Below are 18,832 nucleotides of genomic sequence, written 5' to 3'. Positions count from 1 at the left end.
TTCACCGCAGCCAGCGCATAGCGGGGACGGGACGGCAATCGTGAGTGTCGAGCGCATCATCGTGGGCCTTTCCGGGGGCGTGGACTCGGCAGTGGCGGCACTGCGTCTGCTCGAGTCAGGCCATCGGGTCGAGGGCCTGTTCATGAAGAACTGGGAGGACGATGACTCCGACAGCCACTGCAGCGCCGCGCAGGACCTCGCCGATGCCCGTCAGGTCTGCGACACCCTCGGCATCGCGCTACATCAGGCGAACTTCGCGCGGGAGTACCGTGCTGAGGTCTTCGAGCACTGCCTGCGCGAATACCGAGCCGGGCGCACCCCCAATCCCGACATCCTCTGCAACCAGCGCATCAAGTTCCGCGCCTTCCTGGATCACGCCCTGCGCCTTGGCGCCGACCGCGTCGCCACCGGGCACTACGCCGGGGTCGGTCGCGAGGGCGGCCGCTACACGTTGCTGCGCGGTGCCGATCCCGGCAAGGATCAGAGCTACTTCCTCTACACCCTGGACCAGGAACGCCTGGCCCGCAGCGTCTTCCCCCTGGCCGGGCTGTACAAGCGCGAGGTGCGGGCGCTTGCCGAGGACGCCGGCTTCGACAACTTCGACAAGCGTGACAGCACGGGCATCTGCTTCATCGGCGAGCGTGACTTCCGGGCCTTCCTCGGCCGCTACATCGCCGCCGAGCCCGGGGAGATCGTCACCCCGGAGGGCGAGGTTATCGGCACGCACCTGGGTCTGGCCTTCTACACCCTCGGCCAGCGCCGCGGCCTGGACCTCGGGGGCCGGGCTGGGCACGGCGAAGGGGCCTGGTATGTAGTGGACAAGGACCTGTCCCGAAACCGCCTGGTCGTCGCCCAGGGCCACGATCATCCCCTGCTATTGAGCGCGGGGCTGACCGCCGGGCAGCTGTGCTGGGTCGACGGAGATGGGCCGCAGGCACCCCTGCGCTGCAGCGCGAAGACCCGCTATCGTCAGCCGGATCAGCCGTGCGTCGTCTATCCCGAGGGACCCCGGCTGCGCGTGCTCTTCGACGAGCCGCAGCGCGCGGTGGTGCCCGGTCAATCGATCGTGCTCTACGACGGGCCCCGCTGCCTCGGCGGCGGCATCATCGCGACGCGCCTTGCCCGGGGAGCCGAACGTGCCAGCGCGTGATACCGACCAGGCCCTGGCGCTCGCCGGTGTGCTCCAGGCCCTGGAGCAGGTCCGCGCCATCGCCAGTCACGGCCACGGCGACACTCGGCGCATGGAACCCTGCCTGCGCGCGCTGCTCGGCCGCCTGGAGGGGGACCTGACCATGCTTTACGGCTCCCGGGAGGCCCTCGCCCCAGGATTGCGACTTCTGGTGGATCACCTCAACCAGCCACGGGAGGCGGAGCTCACCCGCTACCTGGTCACCGTGCTGCACCTCGAGCGCCGCCTCGCCCGGGACCGGCGCCGGTTCCAGAAAATGGTTTCCGGCCTGCGCGGTGCCGCCGAGCAGGCCGAGTACTTCGGCTCCGTCATCCATGACAATGTGCTCCACAACCTCGGTGACCTCTACAGCCAGACGGTCAGCGAGGTGCGTCCTCGGATCATGGTGTCCGGCGAGCGCGCCCATCTTGAGGACCCGCGCAACGCCGCCGCCATCCGGGCGCTGCTGCTCTCGGCGCTGCGTTCCGCGGCGCTGTGGCGGCGCGCCGGCGGCTCACGGCTGCGCCTACTCCTCGGCAGGCGCCAGCTCATCGACAGCGCCCGCGCCCTGCTTTCCGAAGCCTGATGCACTGCCACATCAATAGCCTCGTCGTGTATCATAGCCTGCGCTTTCGGCTAGCAAATCCAACGGACAAGCAGTGCGCCAGCGCCCGGCACAGGCATGGACTTGAGCGCCAGGATCCGGGGCTCGACTGCCCGCAAACGCACTGGGAGGGACAATGAGCAACAGCTTCAATACCCGATCCACGCTGAAGGTCGGCGGCAAGGACTACGAGATCTACAGTCTCGACGCCCTCAAGGGCGAGAACGACGTCGACCGCCTCCCGTACTCGCTGAAGATCCTGCTCGAGAACCTGCTGCGCAAGGAGGACGGCCAGGCGGTGACCGCTGATCACGTCAGGGCACTGCTCGGCTGGGACGCCAAGGCGGAGCCCTCCGATCAGATCGCCTTTACGCCGGCACGGGTGGTGCTCCAGGACTTCACCGGTGTGCCCGCCATCGTCGACCTCGCCGCCATGCGCGACGCGATGCAGGGCCTCGGCGGGGACCCGGAGCTGATCAACCCCCTCGAGCCGGTGGACCTGGTGATCGACCATTCCGTGATGGTTGACCATTTCGGCAAGCCGGATTCGCTGGATCTCAACACCAAGATCGAATTCAAGCGCAACGAGGAGCGCTACAAGTTCCTGCGCTGGGGCCAGAAGGCCTTCTCCAACTTCCGCGTCGTGCCGCCGGGCACCGGCATCGTCCACCAGGTCAACTTGGAGTACCTGGCCAAGGGCGTGATGACCAAGGAGCTCGATGGCCGGGTCCAGGCCTACCCCGACACCCTGGTGGGCACCGACTCCCACACCACCATGATCAATGGCCTCGGCGTGCTCGGCTGGGGCGTGGGTGGCATCGAGGCAGAAGCGGCCATGCTCGGCCAGCCCATCACCATGCTGGTGCCCCAGGTGATCGGCTTCAAGCTCACCGGCAGCCTCCGCGAGGGCGCCACCGCCACCGACCTGGTGCTTACGGTCACCCAGATGCTCCGCGAGAAGGGCGTAGTGGGCAAGTTCGTCGAGTTCTACGGCGACGGCCTGGACAATCTGCCCCTGGCCGACCGGGCCACCATCGGCAACATGGCCCCCGAATACGGCGCCACCTGCGGGATCTTCCCCATCGATGCCGAGACCCTGCGCTACATGGAGCTCTCGGGCCGTGACCAGGAGAACCTGGATCTGGTGGAGGCCTATGCCAAGGCCCAGGGGCTGTGGCGGGAGACCGGCGCCCGCGAGGCGGAATACTCGGACACCCTGGAACTGGACCTCGGAGAGGTGGTGGCGAGCATCGCCGGCCCCAAACGGCCCCAGGACCGCATCGCCCTCACCGACGCCAAGAAGGCCTTCCACAACACCCTGGAGAAGGAGGTGGAGAGCCACCATGCCCTGCCCGCCAACGGCGAGGAGGAACGCTTCGAGGGCGAGGGTGGCCATTCGGCACCGGGTAACGAGAACTGGCACGAGACGGGGGCCGTGGAGTTTGAGCTGGACGGCGAGAGGCACTGGCTCAAGCACGGCGACGTGGTCATCGCCGCCATCACCTCCTGCACCAACACCTCCAACCCGGCGGTGCTGGTGGCTGCGGGTCTGCTGGCGAAGAAGGCCCACGAGCGCGGCCTAACGACCAAGCCCTGGGTGAAGACCTCCCTGGCCCCGGGCTCCCAGGTGGTACCGGCCTATCTCCGCGATGCCGGCCTGCTGCCCCACCTCGAGGCGCTGGGCTTCTACGTGGTCGGCTTCGGCTGCACCACCTGCATCGGCAACTCCGGGCCGCTGCCCGATGCCATCGAGAGCGCCATCCGCGAGGGCGATCTGGTGGTTTCCTCGGTGCTTTCGGGCAACCGCAACTTCGAGGGCCGCATCCACCAGGACGTGCGCACCAACTACCTGGCCTCGCCGCCGCTGGTGGTCGCCTACGCCCTGGCCGGCTCCATGGCCAAGGACCTCGACCGCGAGCCCCTCGGCCGGGACAAGGACGGCAACGACGTCTATCTCAAGGACATCTGGCCGTCGCAGAAGGAGATCTCGGAGCTCATCGAGAGCAAGATCAACTCCAAGATGTACCGGGAGAAGTACGCCGATGTCTTCGCCGGCTCGGAGACCTGGCAGCAGCTGCCGGTACCCGAGGGCCAGATCTACGAGTGGCCGGCGTCCACCTACGTCAAGAACCCGCCCTACTTCGAGGGTATGACCATGGAACCGGAAGGCCTCGGCGCCATCTCCGGTGCTCGCTGCCTGGTCAAGGTGGGGGATTCCATCACCACCGACCACATCTCCCCGGCCGGCGCGATCAAGCCCGATAGCCCCGCGGGCAAGTACCTGCAGGAGCAGGGCGTCGAGCCCGTGGACTTCAACAGCTATGGCTCGCGCCGGGGCAACCACGAGGTGATGATGCGGGGCACATTCGCCAATGTGCGCCTGAAGAATCAGCTGGCACCGGGTACCGAGGGTAGCTGGACGACGTACTTCCCCACCGGCGAGCAGATCAGCATCTACGATGCCGCGATGCGCTACAAGGACTCCGGCACACCGCTGGTGGTCCTCGCCGGCAAGGAGTACGGCACCGGCTCCAGCCGCGACTGGGCGGCCAAGGGCACACGGCTACTGGGCGTGCGCGCGGTGATCGCCGAGAGCTATGAGCGCATCCACCGCTCCAACCTGGTGGGCTTCGGCGTGCTGCCGCTGCAGTTCAAGGACGGTGACAGCGTCGAGGGCCTCGGCCTTACCGGCGAGGAGACCTTCGAGATCGGCAGCGTGGAGGGCGAGCCGGAGACCGTGCAGGTGACCGCCCGCGGCACGGACGGCAAGGAGACCTCCTTCGAGGCGGAAGTGCGCATCGACACGCCCACGGAATGGGACTACTACCGCCACGGCGGCATTCTGCACTACGTGCTACGCCAGCTCGCGAGCAAGGGCCAGGCCGCGTGAGCTGAGCCCCACGCGGCGCCCCGGCACGCGACAGGGCCCGCCACCCGCAAGGGGGCGGGCCTTTCTATGGGCGGCAGGGAAAGGCAGTGATGGTGGCACGGCTGGAGGGGGCGCTGATCGCCCTGGAGCTGCTCATCTATGTGGTGGCGGGCGCCACAGCGATCGCCGGCGGCGCAGAGCTCGGCCTCGTCGTCATCGCACTGGTGGGGGTTGCCCTCGCCGGGCGGGCCGCCTACGTCATCACGGCGTTCGTGCTGGCGCGGCATCGCGACCCATCGGCGCCACGATTGGCCGCGGGCCCCACTGTGCTCGCGCTGGCCGGGGAATGGCTGGCGCTCACCCTCACCCACGGCCCCCTGCAAGCGATGGTCTACCCCCTGCTCCGGCGCCACCTGCCGTGCCCCGGGGACAAGCAGGCCCCGCTCGTGATCCTCGTCCACGGCTACTGCTGCAACGGCGGCTACTGGCTACCGGCCTGGTGGCGACTGCGTCGCCGTGGTGTGGCTGTCCTGCCACCCCCGACCCTGGAACCCGCCTTCGGGAGCATTGATGAGCAGGCCGACGCGCTGCACGCGGTACTGGCCCGGGAGGTACAGCGCTACCCTGGTCGTCCATTCGTCCTGGTCGGCCATAGCATGGGGGGGCTGATCATCCGCGCCTGCCACCGTCGCCACGGGCTGCCCGCCACCACCCGGTTCGTCCTCACGCTTGCGACTCCCCATCGCGGGACCGCGCTGGCGCGCCGGGCATGGGGCCACAATGGCAGGCAGCTACGCCCGGGCAATGATTGGCTTCGGTCACTGGAGGCGGACGGGGCACTCGCGGGCGGATTCACGGCGATGGCGGCCCGCCAGGACGAGCTGATCCGGCCTTGGGACAGCGCCCTGCCGTTACAGGCCCGTGAACGTCGAGTGATCGAGTCCGGTCATCTGCTGCTTGGCTGGCGTCGGCCGGTCCTCGATGCCATCGCCGCCGCTAGCCGGGGGTCGTCGGCGCACGATCCTCCTCCGCAGTGACCACACGGTCGCCACCGCGCTCGGTAGCCGTATCCGCGGCGGCCCTGACCCGACCGATCAGGTCCCAGGTGCCTTCCCCTTCGTGCAGCTCGGCCACCCCCACGGACACGGTGATCGCCGGCATGCCCTCCTCATCGGAGGGCCGGCATCGCTGGAGGCGCCGGCGCAGCGCTTCGGCCTGGCGTTCGGCCTCTCGCACCTCCATATCCGGCAGCGCCACCAGGAATTCTTCGCCACCGTATCGGCCCACGGTATCGATGGCCCGCAGCCGTTCGCCGAGGGCTTCGGCCACCTGCTGGAGGATGCGGTCCCCCACCTCGTGGCCGTGTTCCCGATTGATCGCCTTGAAACCGTCAAGATCGAGCAGGATCAGGGCCAATGGCTGCTCGAGCCGGTGGCCCCGCTCCACCTCTTCGGCCACCGCACTCACCAGGGTCCCGCGATTGGTCAGGCCGGTCAGCGGATCCAGGACGCTGAGGTCATGGACCCGTTCCCGGGCACGCTGCAGATCGATCTGCCGGCCCTTGAGCTGGCGGCGCAGATCGTCCACATAACCGGCGAAATAGCCCCCGCAGGGGATCATGACGGTCAGCGCCGCGAGTTGCAGCAGCTCCTCCTGGAGCTCCACTGCCGCGGGGCGCGTGAAAAACAGCGCCAGGATGGCACCGCCGTAACAGAGCAGCGCCAGCACGCCGAGGGCGGTGAACTGCCAGCTGCGCAAGCGGAAGACACCGAACATCAGCAGAACCAGATACAGCAGCAGCAACGCGCCCCGCGCCCCATCGGCAAGATAGAGGGTGGCCATCATCAGCAGGCAGGCGAGCACCATCTGGACGGCGGTGAGGCTCGGGTCCCGCAGGCGCTCGTTGCGCCCGGAACGGAGGATGGCAAAGAGCACCAGATTAACGACGAGGATGGCTGCCGACAGACCTGCCCAGGAGCGCCACGCCATCAGGCCTTGTTGCGCATACACCGCCTTCAACCCAATGGCCACCCCATACACCAGGGTGGCCATCAGGAAGCGTTTCAGTCGCAGCTGCTGGTAGGGGTCGTTCTCGGGGAACAGCCCGAAGCGGTCCATGGGACTGTACCCGCCGACCTCGATTACTCGGCGCCGGTATCACCCTGGCCGGGCTGCATCCCCGCGCCGCCACCCTGCTGGTTCTGCATCTGCTGGCGGAGCTGCATGCGCGCCTGGTTGTACTGCTCGATGAGCCCCTCGGTGTCGGCGTTTTCCGCCTTCATGGCGTTCAGCAGCTTTTCCTGGAACTCCGTGCGCGAGGCTCGGATCTCTTCGTTCGAGAGCGCCTTACGCCGGGCCTCCAGGAGCTCCTGGCGGGTCTGCTGGTACTCCTCGGTCAGGGCCTGTTGCTCCTCGCCCTCGACCTCCCCGCCGCGGAGCTTCTCCGCGATCTCGCGCAGACGACCCACGTCCTCCTGGGGATCGACGCCCTCGGCACGAACGGCCTCGGTAACGGAGTCCCGCAGCGCCTGGCGCTCCTGCTCCAGCTCCGGATTGGCCTCCAGGGCGGCCTGCCGGATCTCCGCCAGCTGCTGACGCAGTTCCTGGACCTGGGCGCGGGACTGCATCGCTGCGCCCTCGCCGCCCTGAGCCCCGGCACCGCCGCCCTGGCCCTGCTGGGCCACGGCGGGCAGGGTCAATGCCAGTGCCAACGCACCTGCGGCCACCAGCAGGCCGCTCCGGATGGGGGAACCCTTCCAATGCAACATAACGAATCGCCTCATGCTTGCAGAAACCGCAGGCCGTGGCCCGGCGAAAAGCGAACGGTAGCAGCGGCTACCGGCGCGCTGTCAAACCCAGGCTATCACGGATCCTTCGAGCTCACTCCTTCGCTGGGTCCATGCGGCGGGCAAGCCGCTCCTGATAGGCCGGGTCCGCCCATAGCGGGGCCGTGCCACCGCGGCGCGCCTCCACGCTGACCCGCAACGCCGTCAGCCGGCGGCGTGCCTCATCCCTGGCGCCGGTGTGCGCATCATCGACATGGGCCAGCAGTTCCTCGAGGCGGCGTATCTCCTGGCGCTGGGCGAGCTCCGGGGGCAGGCAATTGGCGTTGCGCAGTACGCGGTAGGCCATGCGCAACTCCTCGGGCATCATCGGATCCTCATCCAGCGGCAAAGGTGCCCCTTCGCCGGCCAGGCCTCGCAACTCGCCGCGAGCCTCCGCTTCCTGCAGGCGTTGCTCCGCGATCTGTTCCATGAGATCCATCGGCACCCCCTCATCCGGCGTCGTCGTCGCCGAAAAGCCCCAGCTGATCGCCCCTGCGCGGCGGCACGCGAAAGCCGGTAGTCTCCAGCACCGGGCCTGCCTGGTCCAGCCCGTGACGGGTGCAGGCGACCCGGAAGCGCTGCCCGAGCAGGGCGGCGAAGGGCCCCTGGCCCCGCATTCGCGTCCCGAAGCCACCATCGTAGGCGCGGCCACCGTGGCTCTGGCGGATCAGGCTGAGCACATGCTCCGCCCGATCCGGGTAATGGGCGCGCAGCCAATCGGCGAACAGCCCCGCCACCTCGTGGGGCAGACGTAGACCGACGTAGCCGGCATCCCGGGCGCCGCGGTCGGCGGCCTCCGCGAGGATGGCCTCGAGCTCGTGGTCATTGATCGCCGGTATCACCGGGGCCACCATCACCCCTACCGGGATACCCGCGGTCGCAAGACGCTCGATGATCTTCAGCCTCCGCGCCGGCCCCGCTGCCCTCGGCTCCAGGTGCCGGTGAAGCCCCGCATCCAGGGTGGTCACGCTCACACAGGCATGCACCAGACCGTCGCCCGCCATCTCGGCGAGCAGCTCGATATCCCGCTCGATGAGGCCGGACTTGGTGATGACCGTCACCGGGTGGCGGTGCTCCTGGAGCACCTCCAGGATCGCCCGGGTGACGCCCAGCCGGCGTTCGGCCGGCTGCCACGCATCGGTATTCACGCCGAGGGCAATGGGTGCGGGACGGTAGCCGGGCGCCGCCAGCTCGGCGCGCAGGCGCTCGGCGGCGTTCTCCTTGTAACGGAGCCGGGTCTCGAAATCGACGCCCGGCGACAGATCCAGGTAGGCGTGACTCGGACGGGCGTAACAATAGATACAGCCGTGCTCACAGCCCCGGTAAGGATTGATGGAGCGGTCGAAGGGGATATCCGGGGAGCGGTTGTAGCTGATTACCCGCCGTGCCCGCTCCGGGGCGAGCTCGGTGGACGGCGCCTCCGACCCCGGAACTTCCCCGTCGCCGGGCCAGCCGTCGTCGAGGCCCTCCACCGACTGCCGCTGGAAACGCCCGGCCGGATTGGAGACCGCACCGCGGCCGCGCCTGATGCGGATCGAGCCCGGATCCTCGTACCCGTCATGTTCTCCATCCATGGTTGCAGCATAGCAAAGGCCACGACGCCGCGCAGGGGTGCAATGCCGACCGGGGCGCCGCTACACTGCGTCGATGGACGAAACCGACGACGCCCACGTGCCACCGCCGTTTCACCGGCGATTCGATCCGACCAATGGCCGGTTCCTCTCCCGTCGCACGACCCTGGAGATGCGCTCGCCGCCCGCCGACGCTCCGCGGGCCCCGCCACCGGGCGTAGCGCTGCGACCCTGGCAGGCTCCTGCCCTGGAGGAATATCTGGCCCTGTTCCGGAGGGTGGGCACACCTTGGCTCTGGTACGGTCGCCTGCAGTGGCCGAATCATCGAATCGCTGACTATCTGGCGGCGCAGACCACCGAGATCCTGCGGCTATGGGTCGACGCAGAGGTGATCGGGTTCATCGAGCTCGACCGCAGCGAGCCGGGCAGCGTGGAGATCGCCTACTGTGGTCTCGCACCCGGCAACACCGGCCGCGGACTCGGCCGGCTGCTGCTCCGTGGCGGGCTGGAACACGCCTGGCAGAGCCATGTACGGCGGGTATGGCTGCACACCTGCACCGAGGACCACCCTCGTGCCCTGGATGTCTATCAACGGGCCGGCTTCGAGGTCTGTGACGTCTGCGAGGAGTGGATCGATGACCCCCGGCTGCGGGGGCTACTGCCGCGGGACGCAGGGCCCCACGTCCCACTCCCGGAGTAACGCTCAGCCCTGGTGGCCCTCCTCGCGGGGACGGATATGGCGGTTGAGGCGCCGCTCCACCAGGCGGAAGGCCCCGACGATGAGGAAGGTGATCAGTACATACAGCGCACCGGCGGCGAGGAAGATCTCGAGCGGGGTGTAGGTCTTCGCGATTACCGTCCGTGCCGCGCCCGTGAGATCCAGCAGGGTGATGGTGCTCGCCAGGGCGCTGCCCTTGAGCATGAGGATCACCTCGTTGCTGTAGGCCGGCAACGCGATGCGGAATGCCCGCGGCAGGACGATGCGACGCCAGGTCGCCATTCGCCCCATCCCCAGGGCCCGGGCCGCTTCCACCTCGCCCTCCGGGACCGACTGGATCGCACCGCGCAGGATCTCGGCGGTGTAGGCGGAGGTGTTAAGGGTGAAGGCGATGATCGCGCACCAATAGGCCTCCCGCAGCACCGGCCAGAGGAAGGACTCACGGATGGCCTCGAACTGGCCGAGCCCGTAGTAGACCAGAAAGATCTGCACCAGCAGCGGCGTGCCGCGCAGGAAATAGATGTAGAGCCAGGGCAGCGCCCGCACCGCCACGTTGCCGGAGGCCCGTGCGACGGCCATGGGCACCGCGATGATGAGCCCCAGCACCCCGGAGACGAATACCAGCTCGATGGTCAGCCAGGCGCCGGCGAGCAGCTCCGGCAGATTCTCGAAGATCACTGACCATCTCATGACGACAATGTCCGTATGCCGTGGCTAGTGTGGCGCTCGAGGAGGTGGATGACGGCGGTGGCCAGTGCCGTCAGGGCCAAATAGATCAGGGCCGCGGCGAAGTAGAAGGTGAAGGGCTCCTTGGTATAGCCCACGGCCAGGGAGGTCTCCCGCATCAGGTCCTCGATGCCGATCACCGAGACCAGGGCGGTATCCTTGAGCAGGGCCATGAAGATATTGCCGATGGCCGGCAGCGCCACCCGCCAGAGCTGGGGCAGAACGATGCGCCGGAAGATCCGGCCCCGGCGGAGCCCGAGCGCGAGGCCCGCCTCTAGGTGACCCTTGGGGATCGTATGCAGCGCCCCGCGGAACACCTCCGTGAGGTAGGCCCCGTAGTTGAATGCCAACGCCGTGACCCCGGCGGCGAAAGGTGATAGCTCCACGTAGCCGTCATGGCCGAGCCACCCGGCGATGCCGGTTAGCACCCGGGCCGAGCCGAAGTAGACCAGCAGGATCACCAGCAGCTCCGGCAGCCCCCGAACCATGCCCGTGTAGGCATTGCCGAGCCAGCGCAACGGCGCCGGCCCGGCCTCCTTGGCCACGGCCCCGGCCAGGCCCAGCACCAGGGCGACGCCCATGGCGTAGACCGCCAGCTGGGCGGTCACCCAGGTGCCGGCCGCCAGCTGCGCCCCGAAGCCCTGCAACTCGAGCATGGAACGCCCTTACGCCGCCACGCGCAAACCCTCAGTAGATATCGAAGGGAAAATACTTCTCGTTGATGCGCTGGTAGGTGCCGTCGGCACGGATGGCCTCGATGGCCTCGCTGAAGCGCTCAGCCAGCTCCGTGTTGCCCTTGCGCACCGCGATGGCGATCTCGTCGTCCTCGTAGACCGGATCGCCCTTGAACTCATAGTCGCTGCCCTGCTCCGATTCGAGCCATTCCCAGCTCACGTACTTATCCGCCAGGATGGCGTCCACCCGCCCCGAGGCCAGGTCGAGGAAGGCGTTCTCCTGGGTGTCGTAGAGCCGGACGGTGACATCCTCGGTGTTCTCCTCCAGCCACTGGGCGGCAATGGTGGCCCGCTGGGCGCCGATGGCGGTGCCGCCGAGGTCCCCCTCGGGCCCGAAGTCGCTGTCCTTGGCCGCGATGAACTGGAGCTTGTTGGAATAGTAGCGTTCGCTGAAGGTCACCGCCTCCTGGCGTTCGGGGGTAATGGACATGGAGGCGATGATGGCGTCGTACTTGCCTGCGACCAGCCCCGGGATGATGCCGTCCCAGTCCTGGATCACCAGCTCACAATCGGCCCCCATCTCCTCGCACAGCGCGTTGGCGATATCGACGTCGAAGCCCTTCACCTCCCCGGACTCATCAATGAAGTTGAAGGGGGGATAGGCGCCCTCGGTGGCGATACGGATGTTGTCCGCTGCCTGGGCGGCAGCACCGATGCCCAGGGCGGCGGCGGCAGCGGCGGCGATGGCAAGACGTAGCTTCTTCATGGTCTGCTCTCCTCTCGGTCCGTCGTTGTGATCAGATATGACTGGTCAGGAACGCCCGGCAACGCTCCGAGCGCGGTTGCCCGAACACCTGCTGCGGCGGCCCCTGCTCCTCGATGCAGCCCTGGTGGAGGAATACCACCTCGGAGGAGACCTCGCGGGCGAAACGCATCTCGTGGGTGACGATGAGCATGGTGCGCCCCTCGGCGGCGAGATCCCGGATGACGGCGAGCACCTCGGTGACCAGCTCCGGGTCCAGTGCCGAAGTGGGCTCGTCGAAGAGGATCACCCGCGGGTGCATGGCCAGCGCCCGCGCGATCGCCGCGCGCTGCTGCTGCCCCCCGGAAAGGAAGGCCGGATAGGTATCACGCTTGTCAGCGAGGCCCACCTTCTCCAGCAGGGTCTCCGATTCCGCGACGGCCTCCTGCCGCGACCGTCCCAGTACCTGCCGGGGCGCCTCAATCACATTCTCCAGGACCGTCATATGCGGCCACAGGTTGAAGTTCTGGAACACGAAACCGATGCCGGCGCGCAAGCGGGTGATCTGCTGCTGGCTCTCGGCGGTCAGCATCCCGTCCCGGCCGCGGCGCAGAGCCAGGCGCTCGCCGTCGAAGAAGATCTCGCCCTCGTTGGGGCGCTCGAGCAGGTTGATGCAGCGCAACAGTGTGCTCTTACCCGAACCGCTCGCGCCGATCAAGGTGATCACGTCCCCCGGGGTCGCGCGTAGATCCACCCCACGGAGCACCTCCAGGTCCCCGAAACGCTTGTGGATATTGCGGACCTCCAGCGCCGCGTCGCCCTCGGCCATGTCCCCGTTCTCCCCGTTTGCTGCGGCAAGCTTATCAATGGGATGACGGTCTGACCATCGAATGGAGATCCACCACGACCGGGTCATGATCAGCACTCCGCCACGGCCCCCGGCCGGCGGCCGTGGGGGGCTCGTCGGCGTTGATATGCCAGACGGCGGCGTCCGCCACCGCCGAGAGCGCGGCGCTATTTCCCAGGGCATGGTCCAGGGCACCGGCGACACCGCGATAGACATAGGTGTAGCGATCCTCGGACGGTCGGAAGGCAGCGGGCAGGTCATGGAACCCGGCCGCCCGGAGCCGGCGCAGGGCGCGCTCCCCCGGGTAAGCATTGAGGTCGCCGACGACGAACACCGGCAACGCATCACCACCACTGTGTTGGGCGAGCCACCCGGTCAGCGCCTCCGCCTGGGCGGTGCGGCGATCCGCCCAGCACCCTTCGCCGCGGTCGGTGTCACCGGTGGCCGGACAGCCACCGCGGGACTTGAAGTGCACGGATACCACGCGAGCCCCCCGACCCTCCCGGTCCCGGAACACCGCGGCCACCGGTGCCCGGTCATGCACCGGGGCATCGTCCAGCGCCACTTCCGCCGGTTCCAGCCGTGCCGGCCGGTAGAGCAGCGCGTTGCGGATCACCGATTCATCGCGGGAGAGTCCCGCGGCGGCGGCCCGGTAACGCCGGGGCTCCGGTAGCCCCGCGTTCACCGCGGCCACCAGGTCACGCACCGCCTCCGGTCGGTCCTCGATCTCCTGGAGCGCCAGGATATCCGCGTCCAGGGCGGCGATGGCGTCCGCGAGCCGGCGTCGCTGGGCCCGGAACCCCGCAACCGTGGGCGGCCCCCGTCCGTCCCGGCTGAGGAAATAGTTCTCGACATTGAAACCCGCCAGCCGCCACGGGCCCTGCCGTTGCGGCGGAGGAGGACGGGGGTTGCCCGTCGTGAACCGGACCGCCCCCACCGGGTGGATGCGCCAGGCACCGAACGCATGATCGAGGATCCCGAGCAATCCAACGATCCGGTCGCCCGCCCGACGGGTGCTGGCCTCGGAGAGATAGGGTACCGGCCGGGGATCCCGCTGGTGGCTGCCGTCATCGAGGAGCACCCCCGCCGGCTTGCCACCGTGATCGCCGCGGTAGAGGCGGCCACCCACCGACAGGGCCAGCACCCCATAGCGCCCGAGATCACTGTTGCCGGTGACCGTCAGCGGGTGTGTGACCCGTACCAGGGTGTCTTCCAGCGCCTGCAATCGTTGCCGCTGCGCCGGCAGGGACAACGCGGCCGAGCGGACCGGTGCTCGGCCGCATCGTTCGATGGTCTCCACCCATTCGAGCTGGAAGCGTCCCTGGTAGCGACCGCTGCGCCCGCTGACCCGGACGCGCGTGCCCCGCGGCGGCAAGGATACTGCCGGCCGATCAGGGGTGTAGACGAACACCCCGGCCCGGGGCCCGTCCTTCTGGAGATAGAAGCCGTCGAGTCCCACGGAACCACCGAAACGCGCCGCGACCACGCCGCGCAGCGCCAATGGCTCGCCTTCTTCCGGCGGCTCCGAGCGGACCTGCGCCGGCGTCCGGGCCGGGTCCGCGCACTCGGCGCCCGCAACACCGGGAGACACGGCCAGCGCAGCGCTGAACGCAGCGGTAAGCAATCGACTAGGCCGAGGGCACATCTCGATCCCGCGCCACCGGATACCGGGAGTCCCCACCGCCACCGGCAACGCCGCGCTGCCGCAAGGAGGACGCGGACATGTAGGCGAGCACCGTATCCCCCTTCTCCGGCATCAGCGGCCTACCCGCTTCCCGCAGCCGCAACCCGCCGTCCCGGCGTACAGCGATCATGGGCATGGTCTGCTCACCGAGCTCCGCGAAATACGCATTGGCCCGGTAGTCCCTGCTTAGGCGCGCCGCCTCGAAGCGCCAGCCGCGGTAGTGGCGGGCCTCCAGCGCCTCGTAACGGGCCTCGCGGCCATAAAGCGGCCGCCCGGTCAGGGGCCGCTGGATCCCATGGGGATGATCCTCGGCATCGGTGGGCAGCTGGAAGACGTACTCGCGGCCGAGCTCACGGGTGTACTGGCTGCACACCAGGGCGTTGTAGGCGTCGTTGTCGGTGGCGGCGAGCAGGTAGCCGATGTCCGCCAAATCCAGGCTCTCTTCCGCGGTCTCCGAGAGGACCTCGCCGTGGAAGTACGGGATCCGCGCCTTCCGCACCGGCCGCAGGCGGTGCCAGGAGGAGTCGCAGACGATGACATAGACCCCGAGCTCGCGCAGCCGCTCGGCCAATGCCGCGCTCCACGGCGAGGCACCCACGATCATGAGCCCGTGCCGGGCGCCCGAGGCCAGTCCCAGCCGCCGGGCGAGGGCGCGTATGCTAAAGCCGTGCAGGATCACTGTGGCCAGCACCAGTGAGAATACCAGCGGCGTCAGCGCCCGCGCCTCCGGGTAGCCGGCGGCCACCATCTCGGGGGCAAAGAGCCCGCCCACGGCGGCGGCGACGATCCCGCGCGGTGCGATCCAGGCCACCAGGACCCGCTCGGCCAGGGTCATGGTGGTGCCGAGCGTGGCCAGCAGGATCGCCACCGGCCGCACCAGGAAGATCACCGCGGCCAGCAAGGCGGCGGCGCGCCAATCGAGGGCGGCGAGCATGGCCGCATCCACGTCCGCCGAGAGCAGGATGAAGACCGTGGAGACCAGCAGCACGGCAAGGTACTCCTTGAACCGGCGCACCTCCTGGATGTCTGCCAGGCCCGAGTTGCCCAGCACCATGCCCATGACCGTCGCGGCGAGCAGCCCCGCCTCCGCCTGCACCGCATTGGCCAGGGCATAGACCACGAGCACGCTGACCAGCATGACCGGCGGTTTGAGGAACTCCGCCACCTCCCCGCGCAGGAACAGCCCCACCAGCAGCCGTGCCGCCAGGTATCCGGCGCCGATACCGACGGCCACTCCGCCGGCCAGGCGCAGGACCACCTCGAGGGTAGGGCTCGGCGCCTGCAGGGTGACGAAGAACTGGAAGACCAGTACGGCGAGCATGGCCCCAAGGGGATCGTTGATGATCCCCTCCCACTTCAGATAGGAAGCGGGGCGGCGCCGCAACGCCGCATGGCGGAGCAACGGCATGATCACCGTCGGCCCGGTGACCACGATGATGGCACCGAAGACCAATGCCACCGGCCAGGACAGCCCGCCGATGTAGTGGGCGGCCAGGCTGCCAAGCAGCCAGTTCAGCGGTAGCGCCGGGAACAACAGCCGGCGCACGCCGCTGCGGGCCTCCCGGAACTCGTGCCAACGCAGGCTCAGCCCACCCTCGAAGAGGATCACCGCGACGCACAACTGCACCACCGGATGCACCAGCTCGCCGAGGTCGCGGCTCGGCACCAGGTAACCGGTCACAGGCCCCGCCAGCAGGCCGAAGGCGCAGAGCACCACGATCGCCGGCCAGTGCAGGCGCCAGGCGACCCACTGGGCGCCGATACCGAGGACGGCGACCAGCACCAGCACGTCCGTGAGATGGGATTCGGGCATGACTCACCCGGCGGGCCGTGAAAAATGGCCGCGGAGCATAGCAGAGGCCGCCGGTGGCGACGACCCCGTTTCCGTGAACGATTCGGGAGGTGCCTCAGCCGCCGTCTAGCGCCGCCTCGAGCTCGTCAGGCGCATGGTAGCCGCTCAGCATCCGCCCCTCGTCGGTGTAGAGGGTGGGGGTGCCCCGCACGCCGAGCTCCCGCGCCAAGCGCAGGTGCTCGTCTACCGGGTGGTCGCAGTCCTGCTCGGGCAGGCGCTCGCCCTGCTTGGCCCGGGTCAGGGCGGTCTGGGGATCTTCCGCACACCACGCGTTGACCGCCTTGTCATAAGAAGCACTGTCCCGCCCTGCGCGCGGCATGAGCAGGTAACGGACGCGGATGCCCCGCTCGAGGAGCTCGTCCATATGCGCATGGAAACGACGGCAGTAGGGACAGTCGATATCGGTAAAGACGGTGACCTCGTGGCGTACCGCCCCGCCGGGCTCATAGATGAGCATACCCGATTCGTCGAGGCCGGCGAGCCGCTCTTCGCGAATGCCGGCACGGAGCTCCTCGGTCAGCGAACGCTGCGCGTCGATATCCACGAGCTCCCCCTGGAGCAGGTAGTCACCATCACCGGTGACATAGACCACCTCGCCGCCCACCACCACGGAATACAATCCCTCCACCGGCGTTTCGGCGACCCGGTCCACCTGCGCCCCCGGGGCGAGCCCCGCCACCACGTCACGGATGCGCTCCTCGACGTCCTCCATCGCCACGGCGGCCAAGGGTAGCGCGAATAGGGGCAGGAGCAGCAGGGCGCCGAAGATGCGGATCATGGGACTCTCCTGGTGGTTTGGCCTGCGTCGTGGACGCAGTCTAACGCGGCGCCAGCGCCCGAGCGAGGTCTCAGGCGCGGGGATGATGGCGGGCGTGGAGCTCCTGCAGGCGCTGGCGGGCGACGTGGGTGTAGATCTGCGTGGTGGAGAGGTCGGCGTGGCCGAGTAACATCTGCACGGAGCGCAGATCGGCACCGTGATTCACCAGATGAGTGGCAAAGGAATGCCGCAGGGTGTGCGGCGACAGCGGCGTCCGTACCCCGGCCACCGCCGCGTGGTGCTTGACGCGGTACCAGAACGCCTGGCGGCTCATCGCCCCGCCACGCCGGGTGACGAAGGCCCAGGGCGCCTCCCCGCCACCGAGCAGCGCCCGGCGTCCCCGCGCGAGGTGGCGCTCCAGCCACTCCCGCGCGACTTCGCCCAGGGGGACGAGCCGCTCGCGACCACCCTTGCCCGATACCCGCACGACGCCCTGCTGCAGCCCCACGACGGATAACGGTAGATTCGTGAGCTCACTCACCCGCAGCCCGGTGGCATAGAGGAGCTCGAGCATCGCCCGGTCGCGCTCGCCCACCGGATCATCGGTATCTGGCGCGGCCAGCAGCGCCTCCACCTCCCCCTCGGTGAGCACGCCGGGCAGCGCCTGGCCGCGGCGCGGTGCCTCCACCCGCGCCGTGGGGTCCGTGGCCACCAGCCCCTGTCGCAGGGCATGACCGTAGAAGCGACGCAGGCTGGAGAGCAACCGCGCCACGGAGCGCGGCCGCGCACCGGCACCGAGGCGCTCGCCGAGGGCGGCGAGGACATCGGCGGCCTCCGCGTCGGGGAGATCGCGGCCCCGAGACGCGAGCCACGCCGCAAAGGCCCTGAGATCGCTGCGATAGGCCGCCAGGGTCGCCGTGGCGAGCCCGTGCTCCATCCACAGCGCATCCAGAAAGGCCTCGATGCGGGCCTCGTCACCCTCCCCCGGCCGCGCGACGGGATCAGCGGCCATCGCCACCCGTTTGCGCATTGCCGAAGGCCGAGCGCAGGACATCCAGCGGGAAGGGGATGACAGTGTTGTTCTGGCTCTGCACGGAGATATCGGCGAGGGTCTGGAGGTAGCGCAGCTGCAGCGCCTCCGGCTGGACTGCTATCCGCTGGGCGGCGGCCACCAACTGCTCGGCGGCCTGGTACTCGCCCTCCGCGTTGATGATCTTCGCCCGCCGGGCGCGTTCGGCCTCCGCCTGGCGGGCGATGGCGCGGATCATGGATTCGTCGATGTCCACGTGCTTGATCTCGACGTTGGCCACCTTGATCCCCCAGGCATCGGTCTGCTCGTCGAGGATCTCCTGGATGGCATTATTGAGCTTGTCCCGCTCGGCGAGCATCTCGTCGAGCTCATGGCGGCCGAGCACCGAGCGCAGCGTCGTCTGCGCCAGCTGGCTGGTGGCCATCATGTAGTCTTCCACGTGGATCACCGCCCGCTCGGGGTCGACCACGCGGAAGTAGAGCACCGCGTTGACCTTCACCGAGACGTTGTCCCGGGAAATGACGTCCTGGCTGGGCACGTCCATGGTGATCAGGCGCAGATCTATCCGAACGGCCTGCTGGATGATCGGGAACACCAGGCGCAGGCCCGGCCCCTTCACCTTCCAGAACCGGCCGAGCATGAAAACCACGCCCCGCTCGTATTCGCGGAAGATGCGGAACGAAGCAATGACCACCGCGAGCACGATGGCCACGGCAATAAGCACTGGGATACCCATGGGATTCCTCCTTGACGCGAACCGGCCGT

18 protein-coding genes are annotated in these 18,832 nt (G+C 68.6%); 5 read left to right on the top strand and 13 right to left on the bottom strand.

The features are described 5' to 3' along the window. Window positions 1-40 precede the first annotated feature (40 nt). From mnmA to ACQ754_RS02145, 4 genes are all read left to right on the top strand, one after another. Entirely contained in the window at window positions 41-1,150 is a 1,110-nt protein-coding gene (gene mnmA / locus ACQ754_RS02160; RefSeq protein ID WP_440995341.1) for a tRNA 2-thiouridine(34) synthase MnmA, read from the top strand. Beyond that, the gene (hflD, locus tag ACQ754_RS02155; RefSeq protein ID WP_440995340.1) at window positions 1,137-1,754 is read left to right on the top strand and encodes a high frequency lysogenization protein HflD; all 618 of its coding nucleotides are present in this window, start codon (window positions 1,137-1,139) and stop codon (window positions 1,752-1,754) included. Before mnmA ends, hflD begins: the two co-directional genes overlap by 14 nt. A gap of 154 nt (window positions 1,755-1,908) precedes the next feature. After that, complete coding sequence (acnA, locus tag ACQ754_RS02150; RefSeq protein ID WP_440995339.1) at window positions 1,909-4,662, top strand: aconitate hydratase AcnA; 2,754 nt, start codon at window positions 1,909-1,911, stop codon at window positions 4,660-4,662. A gap of 89 nt (window positions 4,663-4,751) precedes the next feature. Continuing rightward, a complete protein-coding gene (locus ACQ754_RS02145) occupies window positions 4,752-5,678 on the top strand; it encodes an esterase/lipase family protein (RefSeq protein WP_440995338.1) in 927 nt (308 codons plus the stop codon). On the opposite strand, the gene ACQ754_RS02140 is transcribed toward ACQ754_RS02145, so the two are convergent. From ACQ754_RS02140 to ACQ754_RS02125, 4 genes are all read right to left on the bottom strand, one after another. Continuing rightward, window positions 5,638-6,759, bottom strand: a complete 1,122-nt coding sequence (locus ACQ754_RS02140; protein WP_440995337.1) for a GGDEF domain-containing protein — start codon at window positions 6,757-6,759, stop codon at window positions 5,638-5,640. The two genes, ACQ754_RS02145 and ACQ754_RS02140, sit on opposite strands and share 41 nt — an antisense overlap. A 23-nt stretch (window positions 6,760-6,782) precedes the next feature. Continuing rightward, entirely contained in the window at window positions 6,783-7,409 is a 627-nt protein-coding gene (locus tag ACQ754_RS02135; RefSeq protein ID WP_440995336.1) for a hypothetical protein, read from the bottom strand. A 112-nt stretch (window positions 7,410-7,521) separates the two neighbouring features. Further along, window positions 7,522-7,905, bottom strand: a complete 384-nt coding sequence (locus ACQ754_RS02130; protein WP_440995335.1) for a DnaJ family domain-containing protein — start codon at window positions 7,903-7,905, stop codon at window positions 7,522-7,524. A gap of 10 nt (window positions 7,906-7,915) precedes the next feature. Then, window positions 7,916-9,040: a PA0069 family radical SAM protein gene (locus ACQ754_RS02125; RefSeq protein WP_440995334.1), complete on the bottom strand. Its 1,125-nt coding sequence runs from the start codon at window positions 9,038-9,040 to the stop codon at window positions 7,916-7,918. A 73-nt stretch (window positions 9,041-9,113) separates the two neighbouring features. On the opposite strand from ACQ754_RS02125, the gene ACQ754_RS02120 reads away from it, so the two are divergent. Further along, entirely contained in the window at window positions 9,114-9,737 is a 624-nt protein-coding gene (locus ACQ754_RS02120; protein ID WP_440995333.1) for a GNAT family N-acetyltransferase, read from the top strand. A gap of 3 nt (window positions 9,738-9,740) precedes the next feature. Here the strand turns inward: ACQ754_RS02120 and ACQ754_RS02115 are convergent, their stop codons facing one another. From ACQ754_RS02115 to ACQ754_RS02075, 9 genes are all read right to left on the bottom strand, one after another. Next, window positions 9,741-10,445, bottom strand: a complete 705-nt coding sequence (locus tag ACQ754_RS02115) for an ABC transporter permease (protein WP_440995332.1) — start codon at window positions 10,443-10,445, stop codon at window positions 9,741-9,743. Further along, a complete protein-coding gene (locus ACQ754_RS02110) occupies window positions 10,442-11,137 on the bottom strand; it encodes an ABC transporter permease (RefSeq protein WP_440995331.1) in 696 nt (231 codons plus the stop codon). Before ACQ754_RS02110 ends, ACQ754_RS02115 begins: the two co-directional genes overlap by 4 nt. 31 nt (window positions 11,138-11,168) lie before the next feature. Then, a complete protein-coding gene (locus tag ACQ754_RS02105) occupies window positions 11,169-11,921 on the bottom strand; it encodes an ABC transporter substrate-binding protein (RefSeq protein WP_440995330.1) in 753 nt (250 codons plus the stop codon). A gap of 31 nt (window positions 11,922-11,952) precedes the next feature. Then, entirely contained in the window at window positions 11,953-12,726 is a 774-nt protein-coding gene (locus ACQ754_RS02100; protein WP_440995329.1) for an ABC transporter ATP-binding protein, read from the bottom strand. A 34-nt stretch (window positions 12,727-12,760) separates the two neighbouring features. Continuing rightward, entirely contained in the window at window positions 12,761-14,389 is a 1,629-nt protein-coding gene (locus tag ACQ754_RS02095; RefSeq protein ID WP_440995328.1) for an ExeM/NucH family extracellular endonuclease, read from the bottom strand. Beyond that, window positions 14,373-16,241 carry a cation:proton antiporter gene (locus tag ACQ754_RS02090; RefSeq protein WP_440995327.1) on the bottom strand — a complete coding sequence of 623 codons (1,869 nt, stop codon included), beginning with the start codon at window positions 16,239-16,241 and terminating at the stop codon, window positions 14,373-14,375. The genes ACQ754_RS02095 and ACQ754_RS02090 overlap by 17 nt, the downstream gene beginning before the upstream one ends. 94 nt (window positions 16,242-16,335) lie before the next feature. After that, window positions 16,336-17,058: a DsbC family protein gene (locus ACQ754_RS02085; RefSeq protein WP_440995326.1), complete on the bottom strand. Its 723-nt coding sequence runs from the start codon at window positions 17,056-17,058 to the stop codon at window positions 16,336-16,338. Window positions 17,059-17,128: 70 nt separating this feature from the next. After that, entirely contained in the window at window positions 17,129-18,049 is a 921-nt protein-coding gene (gene xerD, locus ACQ754_RS02080; protein WP_440995325.1) for a site-specific tyrosine recombinase XerD, read from the bottom strand. Continuing rightward, window positions 18,039-18,803 (bottom strand): slipin family protein, encoded by a 765-nt coding sequence (locus tag ACQ754_RS02075; RefSeq protein ID WP_440995324.1) that lies wholly within the window; start codon window positions 18,801-18,803, stop codon window positions 18,039-18,041. The genes xerD and ACQ754_RS02075 overlap by 11 nt, the downstream gene beginning before the upstream one ends. Between the last annotated feature and the right edge of the window lie 29 nt (window positions 18,804-18,832).

The sequence above is a fragment of the Arhodomonas sp. SL1 genome, from assembly GCF_052060015.1.
Classification (GTDB): domain Bacteria; phylum Pseudomonadota; class Gammaproteobacteria; order Nitrococcales; family Nitrococcaceae; genus Arhodomonas.
This window is presented reverse-complemented; position numbering and strand designations above follow the sequence as displayed.